The organism is Bacillus sp. JZ39 (assembly GCF_053903145.1).
In genome coordinates this window covers 2455262-2470623 of the sequence record NZ_CP096389.1, presented here as the reverse complement: position 1 = coordinate 2470623, position 15362 = coordinate 2455262, and the positions used below count along the sequence as shown (strand labels likewise).

The window sequence follows — 15362 nt, the reverse complement described above, 5'->3', positions numbered from 1 at the left end:
ACTTCAAATGTTAAAAATAATCTTTATCAAGCGCCCATACATTGAAATGAACAAAGGTATGGGGGGATGGGAATGAAAAAATGGATGGCAGGCCTGTTTCTTGCTGCAGCAGTTCTTCTTTGTTTAATGGTTCCGCAACAGATCCAAGGCGCATCTTCGTATGACAAAGTGTTATATTTTCCGCTGTCTCGTTATCCGGAAACCGGCAGTCATATTAGAGATGCAATTGCAGAGGGACATCCAGATATTTGTACCATTGACAGAGATGGAGCAGACAAAAGGCGGGAGGAATCTTTAAAGGGAATCCCGACCAAGCCGGGCTATGACCGGGATGAGTGGCCGATGGCGGTCTGCGAGGAAGGCGGCGCAGGGGCTGATGTCCGATATGTGACGCCTTCTGATAATCGCGGCGCCGGCTCGTGGGTAGGGAATCAAATGAGCAGCTATCCTGACGGTACCAGAGTGCTGTTTATTGTGCAGTAGTAAAGAAGAGGCTCTTTCTTGAGCCTCTGTTGTTACAATCCTTCGCCGTGCTGAATTTTCGGGGGATAGGTTTCTGCTTTTCGCCAATATTGGCGTGTGCCTTCGTCCCGTACAACGATGCCCAGCTGTGCCAGTTCGAGACGGAATTCTTCAATATCGTCTTTTTCTTCGTCCTGCAGCGCTTTATGACGAGCTTTTAATAAGGCATGGGCGCCTTGCGATAGGTCTGGTGCATCAGGAATCCATCGGCGAAATTGATCTTTAAACGGATCACCATCTGTTGCCCATTCGTAATGATGCTGTCTAAAGGCCTTCTCAACGTTTACTGGTTTTTCATCAATTTCTTCCCGTACCAATTCATATCCGGCTGTTCCCAGGAGGACAAGCCGTTTGTGATCCATAAATACAAGAGCGATGTCATCGGAATGAATTGTTTGCACTTTTTTTCCTTTGATGAATTCCACTGTGTGATCTGTAATTTTGACAGACAGCAGCATTGCAATAACAGAATGAGCGAACCAAATCCCCGCACACATACCGAGAAGAGCAGTGATAAATGCAGCTGTAGATCCCTGAAAAGAGGTAATGAGCCGAAGCGGTCCTTCAAGAGGGATCCAGGGGAGGGATAATGCCCATTTCGCAATCTGCGGGATAAAATACCCGATTGCAAAACCGATGATTGCAAGTGCAGCGTATAAAAAGAATACAGCGGTTTTCGTAACTCCAATAAGAGTATGAGATTGATTCTGCAACATGTCACCTTCTTTTTACTGAAAATATCGAATTCCTTCCCATATTTTAACTTATGCTGATGGTAAATCAAGGATAAAGCGATAATTATGGATATAAAGAGATTCAGTAATAGAACTGGCAGGCGCCGTCGGTCATGAAAAATAAAATTTACATGCGCAGACGATGTAAGCCCCATTTGTTTTCTGCGTATCACAATACAATCCAAAGGGAACATAAAGAGTAAAGGCTTTTTAGACAATCAGGAGGAACAGATATGAAAATCGGATTAATCGGCTTAGGGAAAATGGGCATAAACATAGGAAAGCAATTCATTGACCGCAATCATCAAGCGGTAGGATATGATGTAAATCAAGCGGCTGTTGATGAACTGAAAGCATACGGGGCTGAGGGGACAACGAATCTTAAAGAGTTAATTTCTTTATTAGACCCGCCGCGTATCCTATGGGTTATGGTACCGCATAGCATTGTCGATGCTGTTTTGCGTGATGTATCACCTTTATTAAGTAAAGGCGATATGATTATCGAAGCTGGAAACTCTCATTATAAAGAATCAATTCGCCGCTACAATCAAATGAAAGAAGCGGGTATCCATTATCTCGATGCCGGAACGTCAGGCGGAATGGAAGGCGCACGGCATGGAGCCTGTTTTATGGTGGGGGGCGACCATGAAGCATGGGAGATTGTGGAACCGCTTTTTCGTGATACCGCCGTCGAAAATGGTTATCTATACGCTGGTGAAGCGGGAAGCGGACATTTTTTAAAAATGATCCATAATGGAATTGAGTATGGAATGATGGCCGCGATTGGTGAAGGATTTGAAGTGCTTGAAAACAGCCAATTTGATTTTGACTATGAGAAGGTTGCCAGAGTGTGGAATCATGGTTCTGTCATTCGTTCTTGGCTTATGGGACTGACTGAGCGAGCTTTCTCTAAGGATGCGAAACTGGATCAGATCAAGGGCATTATGCATTCCTCAGGTGAAGGAAAATGGACGGTGGAAACCGCGCTTGATCTGCAGACGGCAACTCCGGTCATCGCCATGTCACTGATGATGAGATACCGTTCTTTAACAGACGATACGTTTACAGGAAAGGTTGTCGCTGCGCTTCGAAATGAATTTGGAGGCCATGCGACAGAAAAAAAGTAAGGGGGCCAAACAAGCCTCCTTATTTTTTTGGCACCTTCAGAAGATGAGGGAACTTTTTATAAATGACCACCATGATGATCAGAATATATGTACCGTAAATGCTGATAGACAATAATTTATTGCTGGTGAAATTGGCACCTGCAATAGTGACAACAACAATATTGGGGATTTTCCCTATTAAAGACGCAAAGAAAAAAACATGCCAGCGAACTTGGCTCAGCCCGCAGATCACGTTCATTACAAGTGAAGGTATGACAGGTATCAGCCTTCCTAATAAAACAGCGGTAAAAGCGTTTTTGTTGAAGGAAGCCTCGTAGCTCTGTATGGCAGGATAGGCCTGAACTTTTTTTCTGGCCCAATCTCTAAAACTGTACCTGGCGAGAAAAAACAGCAATATAGTACCAAGCATTGAGCCGGTCAGTGTAATCCAAATTCCATTTGCAGTCCCGAACACTGCGCCATTTAAAGCAGCAACCAAAGCAAACGGCACTATTGGGAAAAAAACATCGGCAGCAATCAGCAGCATACTAAATAAAACGGAAAACATCCCTCCTGCTTTGATTGCATCAAGCCAAGCTTCTTTCTGAAAAAAAACGACTGCAATGATAGCGATAATCACAAGTATACCTATTACTTTTTTTAACATGTCTATGGTCACTCCCAACTTAGGTGATGTCAGGAGCCAAAACCTCCGTCATCTAAATTAGTATAACTGGTGCCATTTCAGCGGTTCAACTGAAAACCAGGTTGAGAACACAATTCTTTTTTACTTCATAAAAAAGGCTGTCCATCTCTCTGTTTTCTGCATTCTTAATAATAGGGAGGGATAGAAATGGTAACCATAAAAAAGGATTTTATACCGGTATCAAATGATAATCGTCCTGGCTATGCGATGGCGCCTGCTTATATTACGGTGCATAATACAGCGAATACAGCCAAAGGCGCTGATGCGAAAATGCACGCCAAGTTTGTGAAAAACCCGAACACATCCGAAAGCTGGCATTTTACAGTTGACGATTCAGTCATTTATCAGCATCTCCCGATAGATGAAAACGGCTGGCATGCGGGAGACGGTACAAACGGGACAGGAAACCGCAAATCGATCGGGATTGAAATCTGTGAAAATGCTGACGGCGATTTTGAAAAAGCAACATCAAATGCCCAGTGGCTGATCAGAAAGCTGATGAAGGAAAACAATATTCCGTTAAATCGTGTTGTTCCCCACAAAAAATGGTCCGGGAAAGAATGTCCGCGGAAACTCTTGGACCACTGGAACTCTTTTCTAAACGGAATTTCTTCCTCGGATACACCTCCAAAAGAAACTTCACCATCATATCCTCTGCCGTCTGGGGTTATAAAGCTCACTTCGCCTTATCGAAAGGGCACAAACATTCTCCAGCTGCAAAAGGCTTTAGCTGCACTTCACTTTTACCCTGATAAGGGAGCCAAAAACAATGGCATAGATGGAGTTTACGGACCGAAAACAGCGAATGCCGTCAAGCGTTTTCAACTCATGAACGGATTAACTGCAGACGGGATTTATGGGCCAAAAACAAAGGCCAAGCTTAAATCGAAGTTAAAGTAAATGCAGGATTTAACGGATAACCTGTTTCCAGTGCGGATTCAGGTTATTTTCTTTTCTTTGGTTTGTGTGTTTTTCAGATTGGAAAGAAGGGAATTTTAAAAAATCATCAGCTGCGCCGCAATGAAAGCAGAATGATATTCACTGAGGGGGACACGTTAACTATAGGAAAAAACAGTGATAGCGAAAAACTCTTCATTGAACGAAGAGAAACAGAGGTATAACATTAAAGTGAGGCTTTTGGGGGTGTAAAGATGAAACATTTTATCATCCTTTTCCTTCTGCTGTTCGTTACAGCAGGATGCGAGGGAAGGGGATACGAAGACGTTGTAGCATTTGGTGACAGTAATACGCGTGGCTCAAATTGGGATTATCGCGATTATCCAAAAGCACAGCAGTGGGTCAATATATTAAAAACAGCTGAGCGCGGTAACCTTGATATACTCAATGCGGGAATCGGCGGACAGACGACAGAGGATGCCCGTCTCCGATTTCAGACAGATGTGCTGGATCAAAAACCGAAGTATTTGTTTATTATGTTCGGCACCAATGACGCTGCCATACTGACTGAAGGGAAACCGAGAGTGTCGAAGCAGCGTTTTAGAGAAAATCTGGTTTATTTTATTGAAGAAAGCAGAAAACACGGGATCAAGCCTATCTTAATGACGTGTATCCCAATTATAGAAGGTAATGGGAAGCATCATCTGTTTTACTATTCCAGATACCAAGCAGCTGCTTTTGAACCAAAAGGCGGAGCAAGGAAATGGCACAACTCATATAACGATATTACAAGAGATGTGTCGAAGCGCCTGGATGTCCCTCTTGTAGATAACTGGAAGCATTTTATAGAAGCAGACGGCGGAAAAGCAACTGATGAAGCGCTTATCCAATCTGGTTTAATAGATCCTTCTGGAAATCATATGACACCTAAAGGGGCAAGGATCGTATATGAAGGAATACAAGATGGGCAGATCCTGCAGCGTTGAGCCGGACAACCGCCTAGTCCGATTTATTTCTCCTACATAGGCTGTTATAAAACCTTATTAAGGAGGCGCTTCACATGTATGGCGCAGGCAGAGCATATGGATACGCTTTTATTGTTGTTTTAGTTGTTGTTCTCCTGGTTGTGGGCGGGATATACTGGTTAGCATAATAACCGGCCCTTTAAAACACCTCTTTTTAGGGGTGTTTTTTGCTGAAAATAGTAGTAAAGCGCGCAGCCAAAGTGATATAATATCAGTCATCTGAGTAAAAAAAGGAAATACGCCCGGAAAAAATAGACAAATTCCTATTAAGAAGATACGGAAATAATATGTCCGAGCGATCTTCTTTTTATTTCGTTTTCAATTAACTCGATAAAGTCACGGTTTAAATTCATTTCGGTGGCTTTGAAATAAGATTCTATTAGTAATTCATCAGACAGTTTTCTCATGCTAGGAACCCAATTAATGGGAGAGGCACCTCCTTAAAAGTTGGAATCATTCATGATTTTAACGCATACAATGATAAGTTGCGTTCATCTGAGGTTGAAGTTATCTTTAATCTACCATGAAATGCATATAAGAACAATCGTTCTGTTATCCACACCAAAAAGTGGATAACTTGTGAGTATCGTGTTTATAATTTGTCTAAAGAGTGATGTAATAAGAGTGGATAGTGTGTGTAAATTTATCCACACCTGGTGAAGAAACCCAATTTTTGTCGAAATTTTTTTGCTCAGTTTTTCTTTAGGCGCAAGTTCGATTTTTTTCGACAATCATTTTGAAAGATAGAAAAAGGGAAGGGTGCGGGTTTTGTTAAAAAAGTTTTTTTTACCTGACGAGTTTGTAAAAAATATTTTTCATATTACACCTGAGAAATTAAAGGAACGAAATGTAAAAGGGATTATTACTGACCTGGATAATACGCTTGTTGAATGGGACAGACCGAATGCGACGCCGCGATTGATCGAGTGGTTTGAAGAAATGAAGGAACACGGCATTAAAGTGACAATTGTCTCTAATAATAACGAAAGAAGAGTGAAACTTTTCTCAGAACCGCTTGGAATCCCATTCATCTATAAAGCAAGAAAACCGATGGGTAAAGCCTTTAATAGAGCGGTGCGCAATATGGAGCTGAAAAAAGAGGACTGCGTTGTCATCGGAGACCAGCTGCTGACCGATGTACTCGGGGGAAACCGAAACGGCTACCATACGATTTTGGTCGTGCCAGTCGCTTCCTCTGACGGATTCATTACGCGCTTTAACCGCCAGGTCGAACGCAGAATACTGAGTGCTCTCAAACGAAAAGGGCACATTCAGTGGGAGGAGTAAGAAATGGAAAAGGTTGTTTGTATCGGGTGCGGAGTTACGATCCAAACCGAGGACAAAACAGGTTTGGGGTACGCGCCGCCTGCATCGCTTACGAAAGAAAATGTGATTTGCCAGCGTTGCTTCAGACTGAAAAACTATAATGAAATACAAGATGTCTCCTTAACTGATGATGATTTTTTGAACATTCTTCACGGTATTGGAGAAACGGACTCTCTTGTCGTAAAAATTGTTGATATTTTTGATTTTAACGGCAGCTGGATTAATGGGCTGCAGCGCTTGGTGGGGGGAAACCCTATCTTATTAGTTGGCAATAAAGCGGATATTTTGCCTAAGTCACTGAAAAGAGAGCGTCTGATCCAATGGATGAAGCGTGAAGCGAAAGAGCTTGGCTTAAAACCGGTTGACGTATTTTTGGTCAGTGCGGGACGCGGCCAGGGAATAAGAGAAGTAATTGACGCGATTGAGCATTACCGCAACGGAAAAGACGTCTATGTTGTCGGATGTACAAATGTAGGAAAGTCAACCTTTATTAACCGGATTATTAAAGAAGTGTCAGGTGAAGAAGATATTATTACAACATCCCAATTTCCTGGCACAACCCTTGATGCGATTGAAATCCCGCTGGATGACGGTTCATCGCTTTATGATACACCGGGAATTATCAACAACCATCAAATGGCGCATTATGTCAATAAAAAGGATCTGAAAATATTATCTCCTAAAAAGGAGCTGAAGCCTCGCACATTCCAGCTTAATGATCAGCAAACACTGTATTTTGGCGGACTTGCAAGGTTTGATTATGTGTCTGGGGAAAGATCTCCTTTTATTTGCTATATGCCGAATGAGCTGATGATTCATAGAACAAAACTTGAAAATGCAGACGCGCTTTATGAAAAGCATGCAGGGGAATTGCTCACACCTCCGGGTAAAGATGAAATGGATGAGTTTCCGGAATTGGTCGCCCATACGTTTACGATAAAAGACAAAAAGACAGATATTGTTTTCTCTGGGTTAGGCTGGGTTACTGTCCATGACGCCGATAAAAAGGTAACTGCATACGCGCCAAAAGGCGTTCATGTATTTGTTCGGCGTTCATTAATTTAAGAAAAGGGGAGAGGAGTATGAAAAAGCTGTACGGGGTTATCGGAAATCCGATTGGCCATTCTATGTCACCTGATATTCATAACGCATCATTGAAAGACCTCGGGCTTGACGGACATTATCATGCCTTCAAGGTAGAAGAGAATGATCTGGAGGATGCGGTAAAAGGAATAAGAGCTCTAGGCGTACAAGGAATCAATGTGACTGTTCCGCACAAGGTTTCCATTATGGATTATCTGGATCATATTGATGAGAGTGCAAAAGTGATCGGTGCCGTAAACACGGTCAGAAGAGAGGGAGATAAGCTTGTCGGATACAATACCGATGGGGAAGGCTTCGTGAAGTCATTAATGAAGGTATTAGACAAGCCCATCTCTGAACTGTCATTCTTAATGATCGGCGCTGGCGGAGCGGCGAGAGCCATTTTTACAACAATTGTCCGAAATACCCCGAAAAAATTTGACATTTGCAACCGGACGTTAGAAAAAGCAAAGCGGCTTACAGAAGCTACTCCCTCGTTTCACAATAAAGAAGTATTAAGCATAAAAGAAGCAGAAGAACGTCTTGAGCAGTATGATGTTATCATCCATACAACGTCTGTGGGCATGTATCCGAACGTGGACGATGTGCCGCTTTCATTACAGCGTGCCGCGAGCAGTGCCGTCGTATGTGATATCGTGTATAATCCAATACAGACGGCCCTTTTAAAGGAAGCAAGCCAAAAAGGCTTGAAAACACTCGACGGTGTGGGCATGTTTGTTGAACAGGCAGCATTGTCTTTCCAATTGTGGACTGGACAAGAGCCTGATATTGAAAAAATGAGATCCATTGTAATAGGAAAATTAGGAGGAACAGAATGTTAACAGGTAAACAAAAACGTTTTTTGCGTTCTAAAGCGCATCATTTAACGCCGATTTTTCAAGTAGGTAAAGGCGGAGTAAACGACAACATGATTAAACAAATTGCTGAGGCGCTTGAAGCGAGAGAGCTGATTAAAGTCAGCGTGCTTCAGAATTGCGAAGAGGATAAAAACGATGTAGCGGAAGCTCTTGTAAAAGGAAGCCGCTCTCAATTGGTGCAGACAATCGGCAATACGATTGTGTTATATAAGGAATCAAAGGAAAATAAACAAATCGAGCTTCCTTAAAGGTGGTTGAAATGAAGAAAATCGGAATTTTCGGAGGCACGTTTGACCCTCCGCATAATGGTCACCTCTTAATGGCGAATGAGGTGCTGTACCAGGCGGGGCTTGATGAAATTTGGTTTATGCCTAATCAAATTCCGCCGCATAAACAGAACGAAGACTATACCGACAGCTTTCATCGCGTGGAAATGCTAAAGCTTGCAATTCAATCTAATCCGTCCTTTAAGCTGGAGCTTGTTGAAATGGAAAGAGAAGGACCGTCATATACCTTTGATACCGTTTCTTTACTGAAGCAGCGTTATCCAAATGATCAGCTGTTCTTTATTATCGGCGCTGATATGATTGAATATTTGCCGAAATGGTATAAGCTGGACGAGCTGCTGAACCTCATTCAATTTATTGGAGTAAAGCGCCCCGGTTTTCATGTTGAAACCCCTTATCCGCTTCTCTTTGCAGACGTTCCGGAATTTGAGGTATCATCAACTATGATAAGGGAACGGTTTAAAAGCAAGAAGCCCACTGACTACTTAATCCCTGATAAAGTGAAGAAGTATGTAGAGGAGAATGGTTTATATGAATCGTGAGGAGGCACTTGCATGCGTGAAGCAGCAATTGACCGAACACCGATATATCCATACGGTTGGCGTGATGAACACGGCGATCGAACTTGCGGAGCGTTTTGGAGCCGATTCTAAAAAAGCGGAAACAGCGGCAATCTTTCATGATTACGCCAAATTCCGCCCGAAAGAAGAAATGAAACAAATTATTGCGCGAGAAAAAATGCCTGCGCATTTATTGGATCATAATCCGGAGCTCTGGCACGCTCCGGTCGGCGCTTATTTGGTCCAAAGAGAGGCAGGGGTTCAAGATGAAGACATTCTTGACGCCATTAGGTATCATACCTCAGGGCGCCCCGGCATGACACTTTTAGAAAAAGTCATTTACGTTGCCGATTACATTGAGCCAAATCGGGCATTTCCCGGTGTCGATGAGGTGCGTAAGCTTGCTGAGACAGATTTGAATCAAGCGCTGATTCAGTCCATTAAAAATACAATGGTTTTTCTTATGAAAAAAAATCAACCGGTTTTTCCAGACACATTTTTAACATATAACTGGCTTGTGTCTGGCAGCTGAACAGGAGGAATTTGTGAATGAACCAAAAGTCCATTTTAAAGATCGCAGCTGCGGCTTGCGACGATAAACGGGCAGAGGATATTTTAGCACTGGATATGGAAGGTATTTCTCTGGTTGCTGATTATTTTCTGATCTGCCACGGAAATTCAGATAAACAGGTACAGGCGATTGCCCGTGAAATCAAGGATCAAGCTGATGAAAACGGCATTCAAGTCAAAAAGATGGAAGGCTTTGATGAAGCAAGATGGGTTCTCGTTGATCTAGGCGATGTAATTGTCCATGTCTTCCACAAGGATGAAAGAAGCTACTACAACCTTGAAAAGCTGTGGGGAGACGCTCCGCTCGCAGATCTTGACTTTGGAATGAATCAATGATTTATCAAGGCTTTGCAAGCGTGTATGACGAGTTAATGTCACACGCGCCTTACGATCAATGGACAAAATGGATTGAAGCATCTCTCCCGGAAAAAGGCCGTATTCTCGATCTGGCATGCGGCACGGGGGAAATCTCCATCCGGCTTGCCGAAAAAGGCTTCGAGGTTACAGGCATCGATCTCAGCGAAGAGATGCTTTCTTTCGCCCAGCAAAAGGTATCGAGTAGCCAGCCTATTTTATTTCTTCAGCAGGATATGAGAGAGATTACCGGCTTTGACGGTCAGTTTGACGCTGTTGTGATATGCTGTGACTCATTAAATTATTTAAAAACAAAAAATGATGTGATCGAAACCTTTAACAGTGTTTTTCGGGTATTAAAGCCTGAAGGCATTCTGCTGTTTGATGTTCATTCATCTTTTAAAATTGCGGAAGTCTTTCCGGATAGCACATTTGCTGACCAGGACGAAGATATCAGCTATATTTGGCAGAGCTTTGCCGGAAGTGACGAGCTTTCTGTCATTCATGATATGTCGTTTTTTGTGTGGAACGGAGAAGCGTATGATCGTTTTGATGAGACACACGAGCAAAGAACGTTCCCGGTGGAAGAATACGAAGAAATGCTTAAGAACTGCGGCTTTCAGCTCCATCGCGTGACAGCTGATTTTACGGATACCGAGCCATCAGCACAATCAGAACGCCTCTTTTTCAAGGCGCAGAAATCAAAAACCATCGTTTCTTAAAACGATGGTTTTTTAAAATGCTTTTTTATGCTTTTGCAGTACAGACGAAAGTATGACATACTCGTCTACACATGAAACTGCTTTTTCACTGCAGAAATATCCTCCTCGTACTTCATATGAGTATTTTGAAATACCCGGTGAAACATATCCTGCACACCGCTTTCCAGCGCTTTAATGCCTTCTCCTGTTACACCGCCTTTAACGCAAACCTTTTCCTGTAATGCAGGCAGGGTATACAATTCGGTTTCTAACAGTTTTCCCATTCCGACAAGCATTTCCTTACACATCAAAATCGCGTCCTGTTTAGATACTGATGTTTCCGTGACAGCTGCATCTATAAACCGCTGAATCAGATAGCTCATAAAAGCGGGGCCGCAGCTTACGATGTCTGATGCAACCCTTGTGATGTCACTTTCAATTTGCAGCGGATGAGAGATATGCTGCATCAGCTCATTGATTTTCGTTTTTGCAGATTCGCCGCAGCTTGTGCCGAACGTGACGAGAGAAACACCTGCCAGCGCTCTGTTCGTAATACTTGGGATCACTCGCGCCACTTGACACGGCACATATTGTTCGAGCTGTTCGGTTTGAACGGGGCTTGTAATTGAAATGAGAATATGATCTTTTCTTAAATAAGGTAGCGCTCTTGCCAGTAAAGGATATATATCCAGCGGCTTAACACAAATAAAAATCATCTCATTTTCAGAAACGAGCTTTTCGAGGCTTTCGGTAACGTTGATGCTGTTGTAGCGGTTTTTTATGTGCAACGCTTTTTCAATTGTGCGGTTTGTGATTGTCATGTTTGAGGGATCGGCCGCTTTTGATTCAATAAATGATTCGATAAGGATCGTACCCATATTTCCTGTGCCGATAAAGCCTATCTTCAATGGTTTCCCCTCCTTTGAGCTATTATCCTCTAAACCATATGTGTTATGAAAATAAAATATGACGAAAGCGGGGAACATGCACGATGAATTGGTTGAATCAGCATAAGAAAGCAATTGTTTTAGCGGCTTCTGCGGCTGTTTTCACAGCGATTATGATCTTTCTGGCCACAGGGAAAAATAAAGAGCCGGTGAAGCAAGCTGTACCAACAGAGGCAGAAAATACAGTGGTAAAGCAGGAAGCAAACAACGACGAGTCAAGCGAAACAATTGTGATAGACATCAAAGGTGCTGTTCAGCATCCAGGCGTTTATGAAATGCGTACAGGGGACAGAGTATCTCAGGCAATTGAGAAAGCAGGCGGGACCAAAGAACAAGCAGACGAAGCGCAAGTAAATTTGGCGGAGATTCTGCAGGACGGGACAGTGGTGTACATCCCGAAAAAGGGAGAGGAAACAGCAGTGCAGCAAGGTGGCGGAGGGTCTGTCCAAAGCGTTGGAGGGAAGGGAGCGCTGGTGAATATCAATACAGCAACCTTAGAGGAGTTACAAGGCATCTCAGGGGTGGGGCCATCCAAAGCTGAAGCTATTATTGCATACCGGGAAGAAAACGGGCGTTTCCAAACAATTGAAGAAATCACTAAGGTTTCAGGAATAGGTGAAAAGTCATTTGAGAAAATAAAGTCTTCCATTACAGTAAAGTGATTTGACGGTCATGCATTATGATAGGTAAACTAAAGGTCAGGCAACACAACATTTGGAGGGAACAACGTGGAACGAATTTCATGGAATCAATACTTTATGGCTCAAAGCCATTTATTGGCGCTGCGCAGCACATGTCCGAGATTATCTGTCGGCGCTACTATAGTCAGAGACAAACGCATGATAGCAGGAGGCTACAACGGGTCAATCGCGGGCGGCGTACATTGTGCAGATGAAGGATGCTTAATGATAGATGATCATTGCGCAAGAACCATTCACGCTGAAATGAATGCGATTCTTCAATGCTCTAAGTTTGGGGTGCCGACTGATGGAGCGGAGATTTATGTGACGCATTATCCGTGCATTCAATGCTGCAAATCTATTATTCAAGCTGGTATCAAAACGGTTTATTATGCTGAGGATTACAAAACACATCCGTATGCGCAGGAATTATTTGAACAGGCGGGTGTAACTGTTGAACAGGTTGAACTCGATGAAATGATCGTTGATCTGAAAAACAGAGAAAAGCTTTCATTTGTAGCGGGTCTTATAGGGAAATTGGCCGATGCCGGTTTAGCGGAGGAAGAATTGAAAAAGATACATGAACAGGCGAATACACTTTTCACGAGCTACGTGTGATGAATGCGTAATTCGCGTTTGTTATTGCCTATGGCGGCAGCTTCGGCAACGGTTGGAATTACTGCCGCCGCTTATTTCCCCGCTATTTTTCTTTTCATCCTCCTTCTCCTCATCATTTTAATCAAAACGAGGCACGCTTTTCTTATTATTGTTTGTTTCTTCTCTTTTATATTGTTTTTTGTACTGTATGCAGTCACAGATTCTCAGAATGTCTCTTCCTATCGGCAGGGAACTTATCAATTCAAGGCAGTGATTGACACTATTCCCAAAATTGACGGCGACCGTATGTCTATGATGGTTGAGACACCTGATAAGGAAAAATGGGCTGCCGCGTATCGCATTCAGTCTGCTGGTGAAAAAGAACAGCTGTTATACATAGAACCAGGAATGTCATGTGAATTGACTGGTACATTGGAAGAACCGAAACACGCAACTGTGCCGGGTGCATTTGATTATAACGAGTATCTCTATCGGCAGCATATTCATTGGAACTACTCTGTCACGTCTATCCAAAACTGCAGCGAACCTGAAAATTTCAAGTACAAGGTGCTCAGTTTGAGAAAACATATCATATCATTCACAAACAGCCTTCTGCCTCCTGATTCGGCAGGGATTGTACAGGCACTTACAGTTGGTGACAGATTTTATGTGGAGGATGAAGTGCTTACCGCGTATCAAAAGCTTGGTGTTGTCCATCTCTTGGCAATATCAGGACTCCACGTGGGGATTTTGACAGCAGGTTTGTTTTATATCATGATTCGCCTTGGTATAACTAGAGAAAAGGCGTCAATTCTGTTGCTGTTATTTCTGCCGCTCTATGTGATGTTGACCGGCGCTGCTCCTTCAGTGCTACGCGCTGCTCTCATGGCGGGTGTTTACTTAGCTGGAAGCCTTGTCAAATGGCGTGTCCACTCTGCAACTGCAATTTGTCTTTCATACATCGTCCTTCTGCTCTTCAATCCTTATCATCTCTTTGAAGCCGGTTTTCAGCTATCGTTCGCCGTCAGTTTTTCTTTAATTCTATCCTCTTCTATTTTTCATCAGGTTAAAACCTCCTTGGGGCAGCTGACAATTGTATCACTCATCGCTCAGCTGGGCTCGCTTCCGATTCTCCTATATCATTTTCATCAGTTTTCTATCATCAGCGTACCGATGAATATGTTGATGGTACCATTTTATACCTTCTGTATTTTGCCGGGAGCTGTAGCAGGTGTTCTTCTATTAAGTCTTTCCGTTTCGTTTGGGAGATTGTTTTTCAGCTGGTTTGATTTATTGATAAGCTGGACCAATAGGCTAATCACAAACATTGCAGACGTTGAAGTGTTCACGATTATGATCGCACATCCTGCACCTGTTTTGCTTTTTTTATTCACGGTCACGATCATCCTATTGCTTATGGCGATTGAAAAACGCTCCTTGTCGCAGTTGATGGTAACCGGAGGCATTTGCTGCACGGTGATGTTTCTGCTCTTTATATATCCGTGTCTTAGTTCCGAAGGAGAAGTGGATATGATAGATATTGGACAGGGTGACAGCATGTTTGTAGGTGCTCCGCATCAGCGGGGTCGTGTCTTAATTGATACCGGCGGCACTTTGTCTTACTCGTCAGAGCCTTGGCGCGAAAAACAGCATCCGTTTTCACTGGGGGAAAAGGTGCTGATTCCGTTTTTAACTGCTAAGGGAATCAAGCAGCTTGACGCTTTAATTCTGACGCACGCTGACCAAGATCATATCGGAGAGGCGGAGATTCTGCTGAAGCATCATAAAGTAAAGCGCCTCGTGATTCCGAAAGGGTTCGTTTCTGAACCTAAAGATGAGAAAGTGCTGCAGGCAGCCAGGGAAGAGGGAGTGGCAATTGAAGAGGTGAAGCGAGGCGATGTGTTGCAAATAAAGGATTTGCAGTTCCATGTACTGTCACCGGAAGCACCTGATCCGGCAAGCAAAAATAATTCATCTCTCGTTCTTTGGATGGAGACGGGCGGTATGAGCTGGATCTTGACGGGTGATCTGGAGAAAGAAGGGGAACAAGAGGTGATGAACGTGTTTCCGAATATAAAAGCAGATGTGTTAAAGGTGGGGCACCATGGGAGCAAAGGCTCTACCGGTGAAGAATTCATCCAACAGCTTCAGCCGAAAACGGCCATTATCTCAGCCGGGAAAAACAATCGGTACCATCATCCTCATCAAGAAGTTCTGCAACTATTACAGAGACATTCTATCCGCGTGCTGCGAACAGACCAAAACGGAACGATCCAATATAGATATAAAAACAGAGTTGGAACCTTTTCTGTCTATCCTCCATATGATACATCAGATATAACAGAGACGAACTAAAAAAAGACTGCCGAGAAATCAGCAGCCCGGGCAG

The 15362-nt window shown here is 43.2% G+C and carries 19 protein-coding genes; 15 read left to right on the top strand and 4 right to left on the bottom strand.

Going from position 1 to position 15362, the window contains the following annotated elements; genetic code table 11:
- The first annotated feature begins 72 nt into the window (after positions 1-72).
- On the top strand, positions 73-483 hold the full coding sequence (gene nucB, locus M1D65_RS12685; protein WP_009967785.1) for a sporulation-specific Dnase NucB: 411 nt from the start codon (positions 73-75) through the stop codon (positions 481-483).
- 32 nt (positions 484-515) lie between these two features.
- Here nucB and M1D65_RS12680 read toward each other — a convergent pair whose 3' ends face one another.
- The gene (locus M1D65_RS12680; protein WP_032726205.1) at positions 516-1238 is read right to left on the bottom strand and encodes a YqeB family protein; all 723 of its coding nucleotides are present in this window, start codon (positions 1236-1238) and stop codon (positions 516-518) included.
- Between the two features lie 251 nt (positions 1239-1489).
- On the opposite strand from M1D65_RS12680, the gene gnd reads away from it, so the two are divergent.
- Positions 1490-2383, top strand: coding sequence for a phosphogluconate dehydrogenase (NAD(+)-dependent, decarboxylating) (gnd, locus tag M1D65_RS12675; RefSeq protein ID WP_046160611.1), 894 nt, complete (start codon positions 1490-1492; stop codon positions 2381-2383).
- Between the two features lie 19 nt (positions 2384-2402).
- Here the strand turns inward: gnd and M1D65_RS12670 are convergent, their stop codons facing one another.
- On the bottom strand, positions 2403-3029 hold the full coding sequence (locus M1D65_RS12670) for a TVP38/TMEM64 family protein (protein ID WP_103804079.1): 627 nt from the start codon (positions 3027-3029) through the stop codon (positions 2403-2405).
- 186 nt (positions 3030-3215) lie between these two features.
- On the opposite strand from M1D65_RS12670, the gene cwlH reads away from it, so the two are divergent.
- Positions 3216-3968, top strand: a complete 753-nt coding sequence (gene cwlH, locus M1D65_RS12665) for an N-acetylmuramoyl-L-alanine amidase CwlH (protein ID WP_103804081.1) — start codon at positions 3216-3218, stop codon at positions 3966-3968.
- 251 nt (positions 3969-4219) lie between these two features.
- Complete coding sequence (locus M1D65_RS12660; protein WP_003229964.1) at positions 4220-4951, top strand: SGNH/GDSL hydrolase family protein; 732 nt, start codon at positions 4220-4222, stop codon at positions 4949-4951.
- 305 nt (positions 4952-5256) lie between these two features.
- Here the strand turns inward: M1D65_RS12660 and sda are convergent, their stop codons facing one another.
- The gene (sda, locus tag M1D65_RS12655) at positions 5257-5397 is read right to left on the bottom strand and encodes a sporulation histidine kinase inhibitor Sda (RefSeq protein ID WP_003226124.1); all 141 of its coding nucleotides are present in this window, start codon (positions 5395-5397) and stop codon (positions 5257-5259) included.
- Positions 5398-5758: 361 nt separating this feature from the next.
- On the opposite strand from sda, the gene M1D65_RS12650 reads away from it, so the two are divergent.
- From M1D65_RS12650 to M1D65_RS12615, 8 genes are read left to right on the top strand one after another with little or no spacing between them, the layout of a single operon-like run.
- Positions 5759-6277 (top strand): YqeG family HAD IIIA-type phosphatase, encoded by a 519-nt coding sequence (locus M1D65_RS12650; RefSeq protein ID WP_003226126.1) that lies wholly within the window; start codon positions 5759-5761, stop codon positions 6275-6277.
- Between the two features lie 3 nt (positions 6278-6280).
- Entirely contained in the window at positions 6281-7381 is a 1101-nt protein-coding gene (yqeH, locus tag M1D65_RS12645) for a ribosome biogenesis GTPase YqeH (protein ID WP_003229966.1), read from the top strand.
- A gap of 17 nt (positions 7382-7398) precedes the next feature.
- Entirely contained in the window at positions 7399-8241 is an 843-nt protein-coding gene (gene aroE / locus M1D65_RS12640; RefSeq protein ID WP_041850031.1) for a shikimate dehydrogenase, read from the top strand.
- Positions 8235-8525, top strand: coding sequence for a ribosome assembly RNA-binding protein YhbY (gene yhbY, locus M1D65_RS12635; protein WP_003226133.1), 291 nt, complete (start codon positions 8235-8237; stop codon positions 8523-8525). The genes aroE and yhbY overlap by 7 nt, the downstream gene beginning before the upstream one ends.
- A gap of 11 nt (positions 8526-8536) precedes the next feature.
- Entirely contained in the window at positions 8537-9106 is a 570-nt protein-coding gene (locus tag M1D65_RS12630) for a nicotinate-nucleotide adenylyltransferase (protein ID WP_004398676.1), read from the top strand.
- Positions 9096-9656: a bis(5'-nucleosyl)-tetraphosphatase (symmetrical) YqeK gene (gene yqeK / locus M1D65_RS12625; RefSeq protein WP_014480316.1), complete on the top strand. Its 561-nt coding sequence runs from the start codon at positions 9096-9098 to the stop codon at positions 9654-9656. Before M1D65_RS12630 ends, yqeK begins: the two co-directional genes overlap by 11 nt.
- A 17-nt stretch (positions 9657-9673) precedes the next feature.
- A complete protein-coding gene (gene rsfS, locus M1D65_RS12620) occupies positions 9674-10030 on the top strand; it encodes a ribosome silencing factor (protein ID WP_014477391.1) in 357 nt (118 codons plus the stop codon).
- Positions 10027-10770 carry a class I SAM-dependent DNA methyltransferase gene (locus tag M1D65_RS12615; protein WP_032726197.1) on the top strand — a complete coding sequence of 248 codons (744 nt, stop codon included), beginning with the start codon at positions 10027-10029 and terminating at the stop codon, positions 10768-10770. The genes rsfS and M1D65_RS12615 overlap by 4 nt, the downstream gene beginning before the upstream one ends.
- Before the next feature lie 65 nt (positions 10771-10835).
- On the opposite strand, the gene comER is transcribed toward M1D65_RS12615, so the two are convergent.
- Positions 10836-11657 carry a late competence protein ComER gene (comER, locus tag M1D65_RS12610; protein ID WP_032726195.1) on the bottom strand — a complete coding sequence of 274 codons (822 nt, stop codon included), beginning with the start codon at positions 11655-11657 and terminating at the stop codon, positions 10836-10838.
- Between the two features lie 83 nt (positions 11658-11740).
- Here comER and comEA point away from each other — a divergent pair, with 83 nt between their 5' ends.
- From comEA to M1D65_RS12595, 3 genes are all read left to right on the top strand, one after another.
- A complete protein-coding gene (comEA, locus tag M1D65_RS12605) occupies positions 11741-12358 on the top strand; it encodes a competence protein ComEA (RefSeq protein ID WP_103804084.1) in 618 nt (205 codons plus the stop codon).
- A 66-nt stretch (positions 12359-12424) separates the two neighbouring features.
- Complete coding sequence (locus tag M1D65_RS12600; RefSeq protein ID WP_003229978.1) at positions 12425-12994, top strand: ComE operon protein 2; 570 nt, start codon at positions 12425-12427, stop codon at positions 12992-12994.
- Positions 12995-12997: 3 nt separating this feature from the next.
- Entirely contained in the window at positions 12998-15328 is a 2331-nt protein-coding gene (locus M1D65_RS12595; RefSeq protein ID WP_103804087.1) for a DNA internalization-related competence protein ComEC/Rec2, read from the top strand.
- Positions 15329-15362 lie beyond the last annotated feature (34 nt).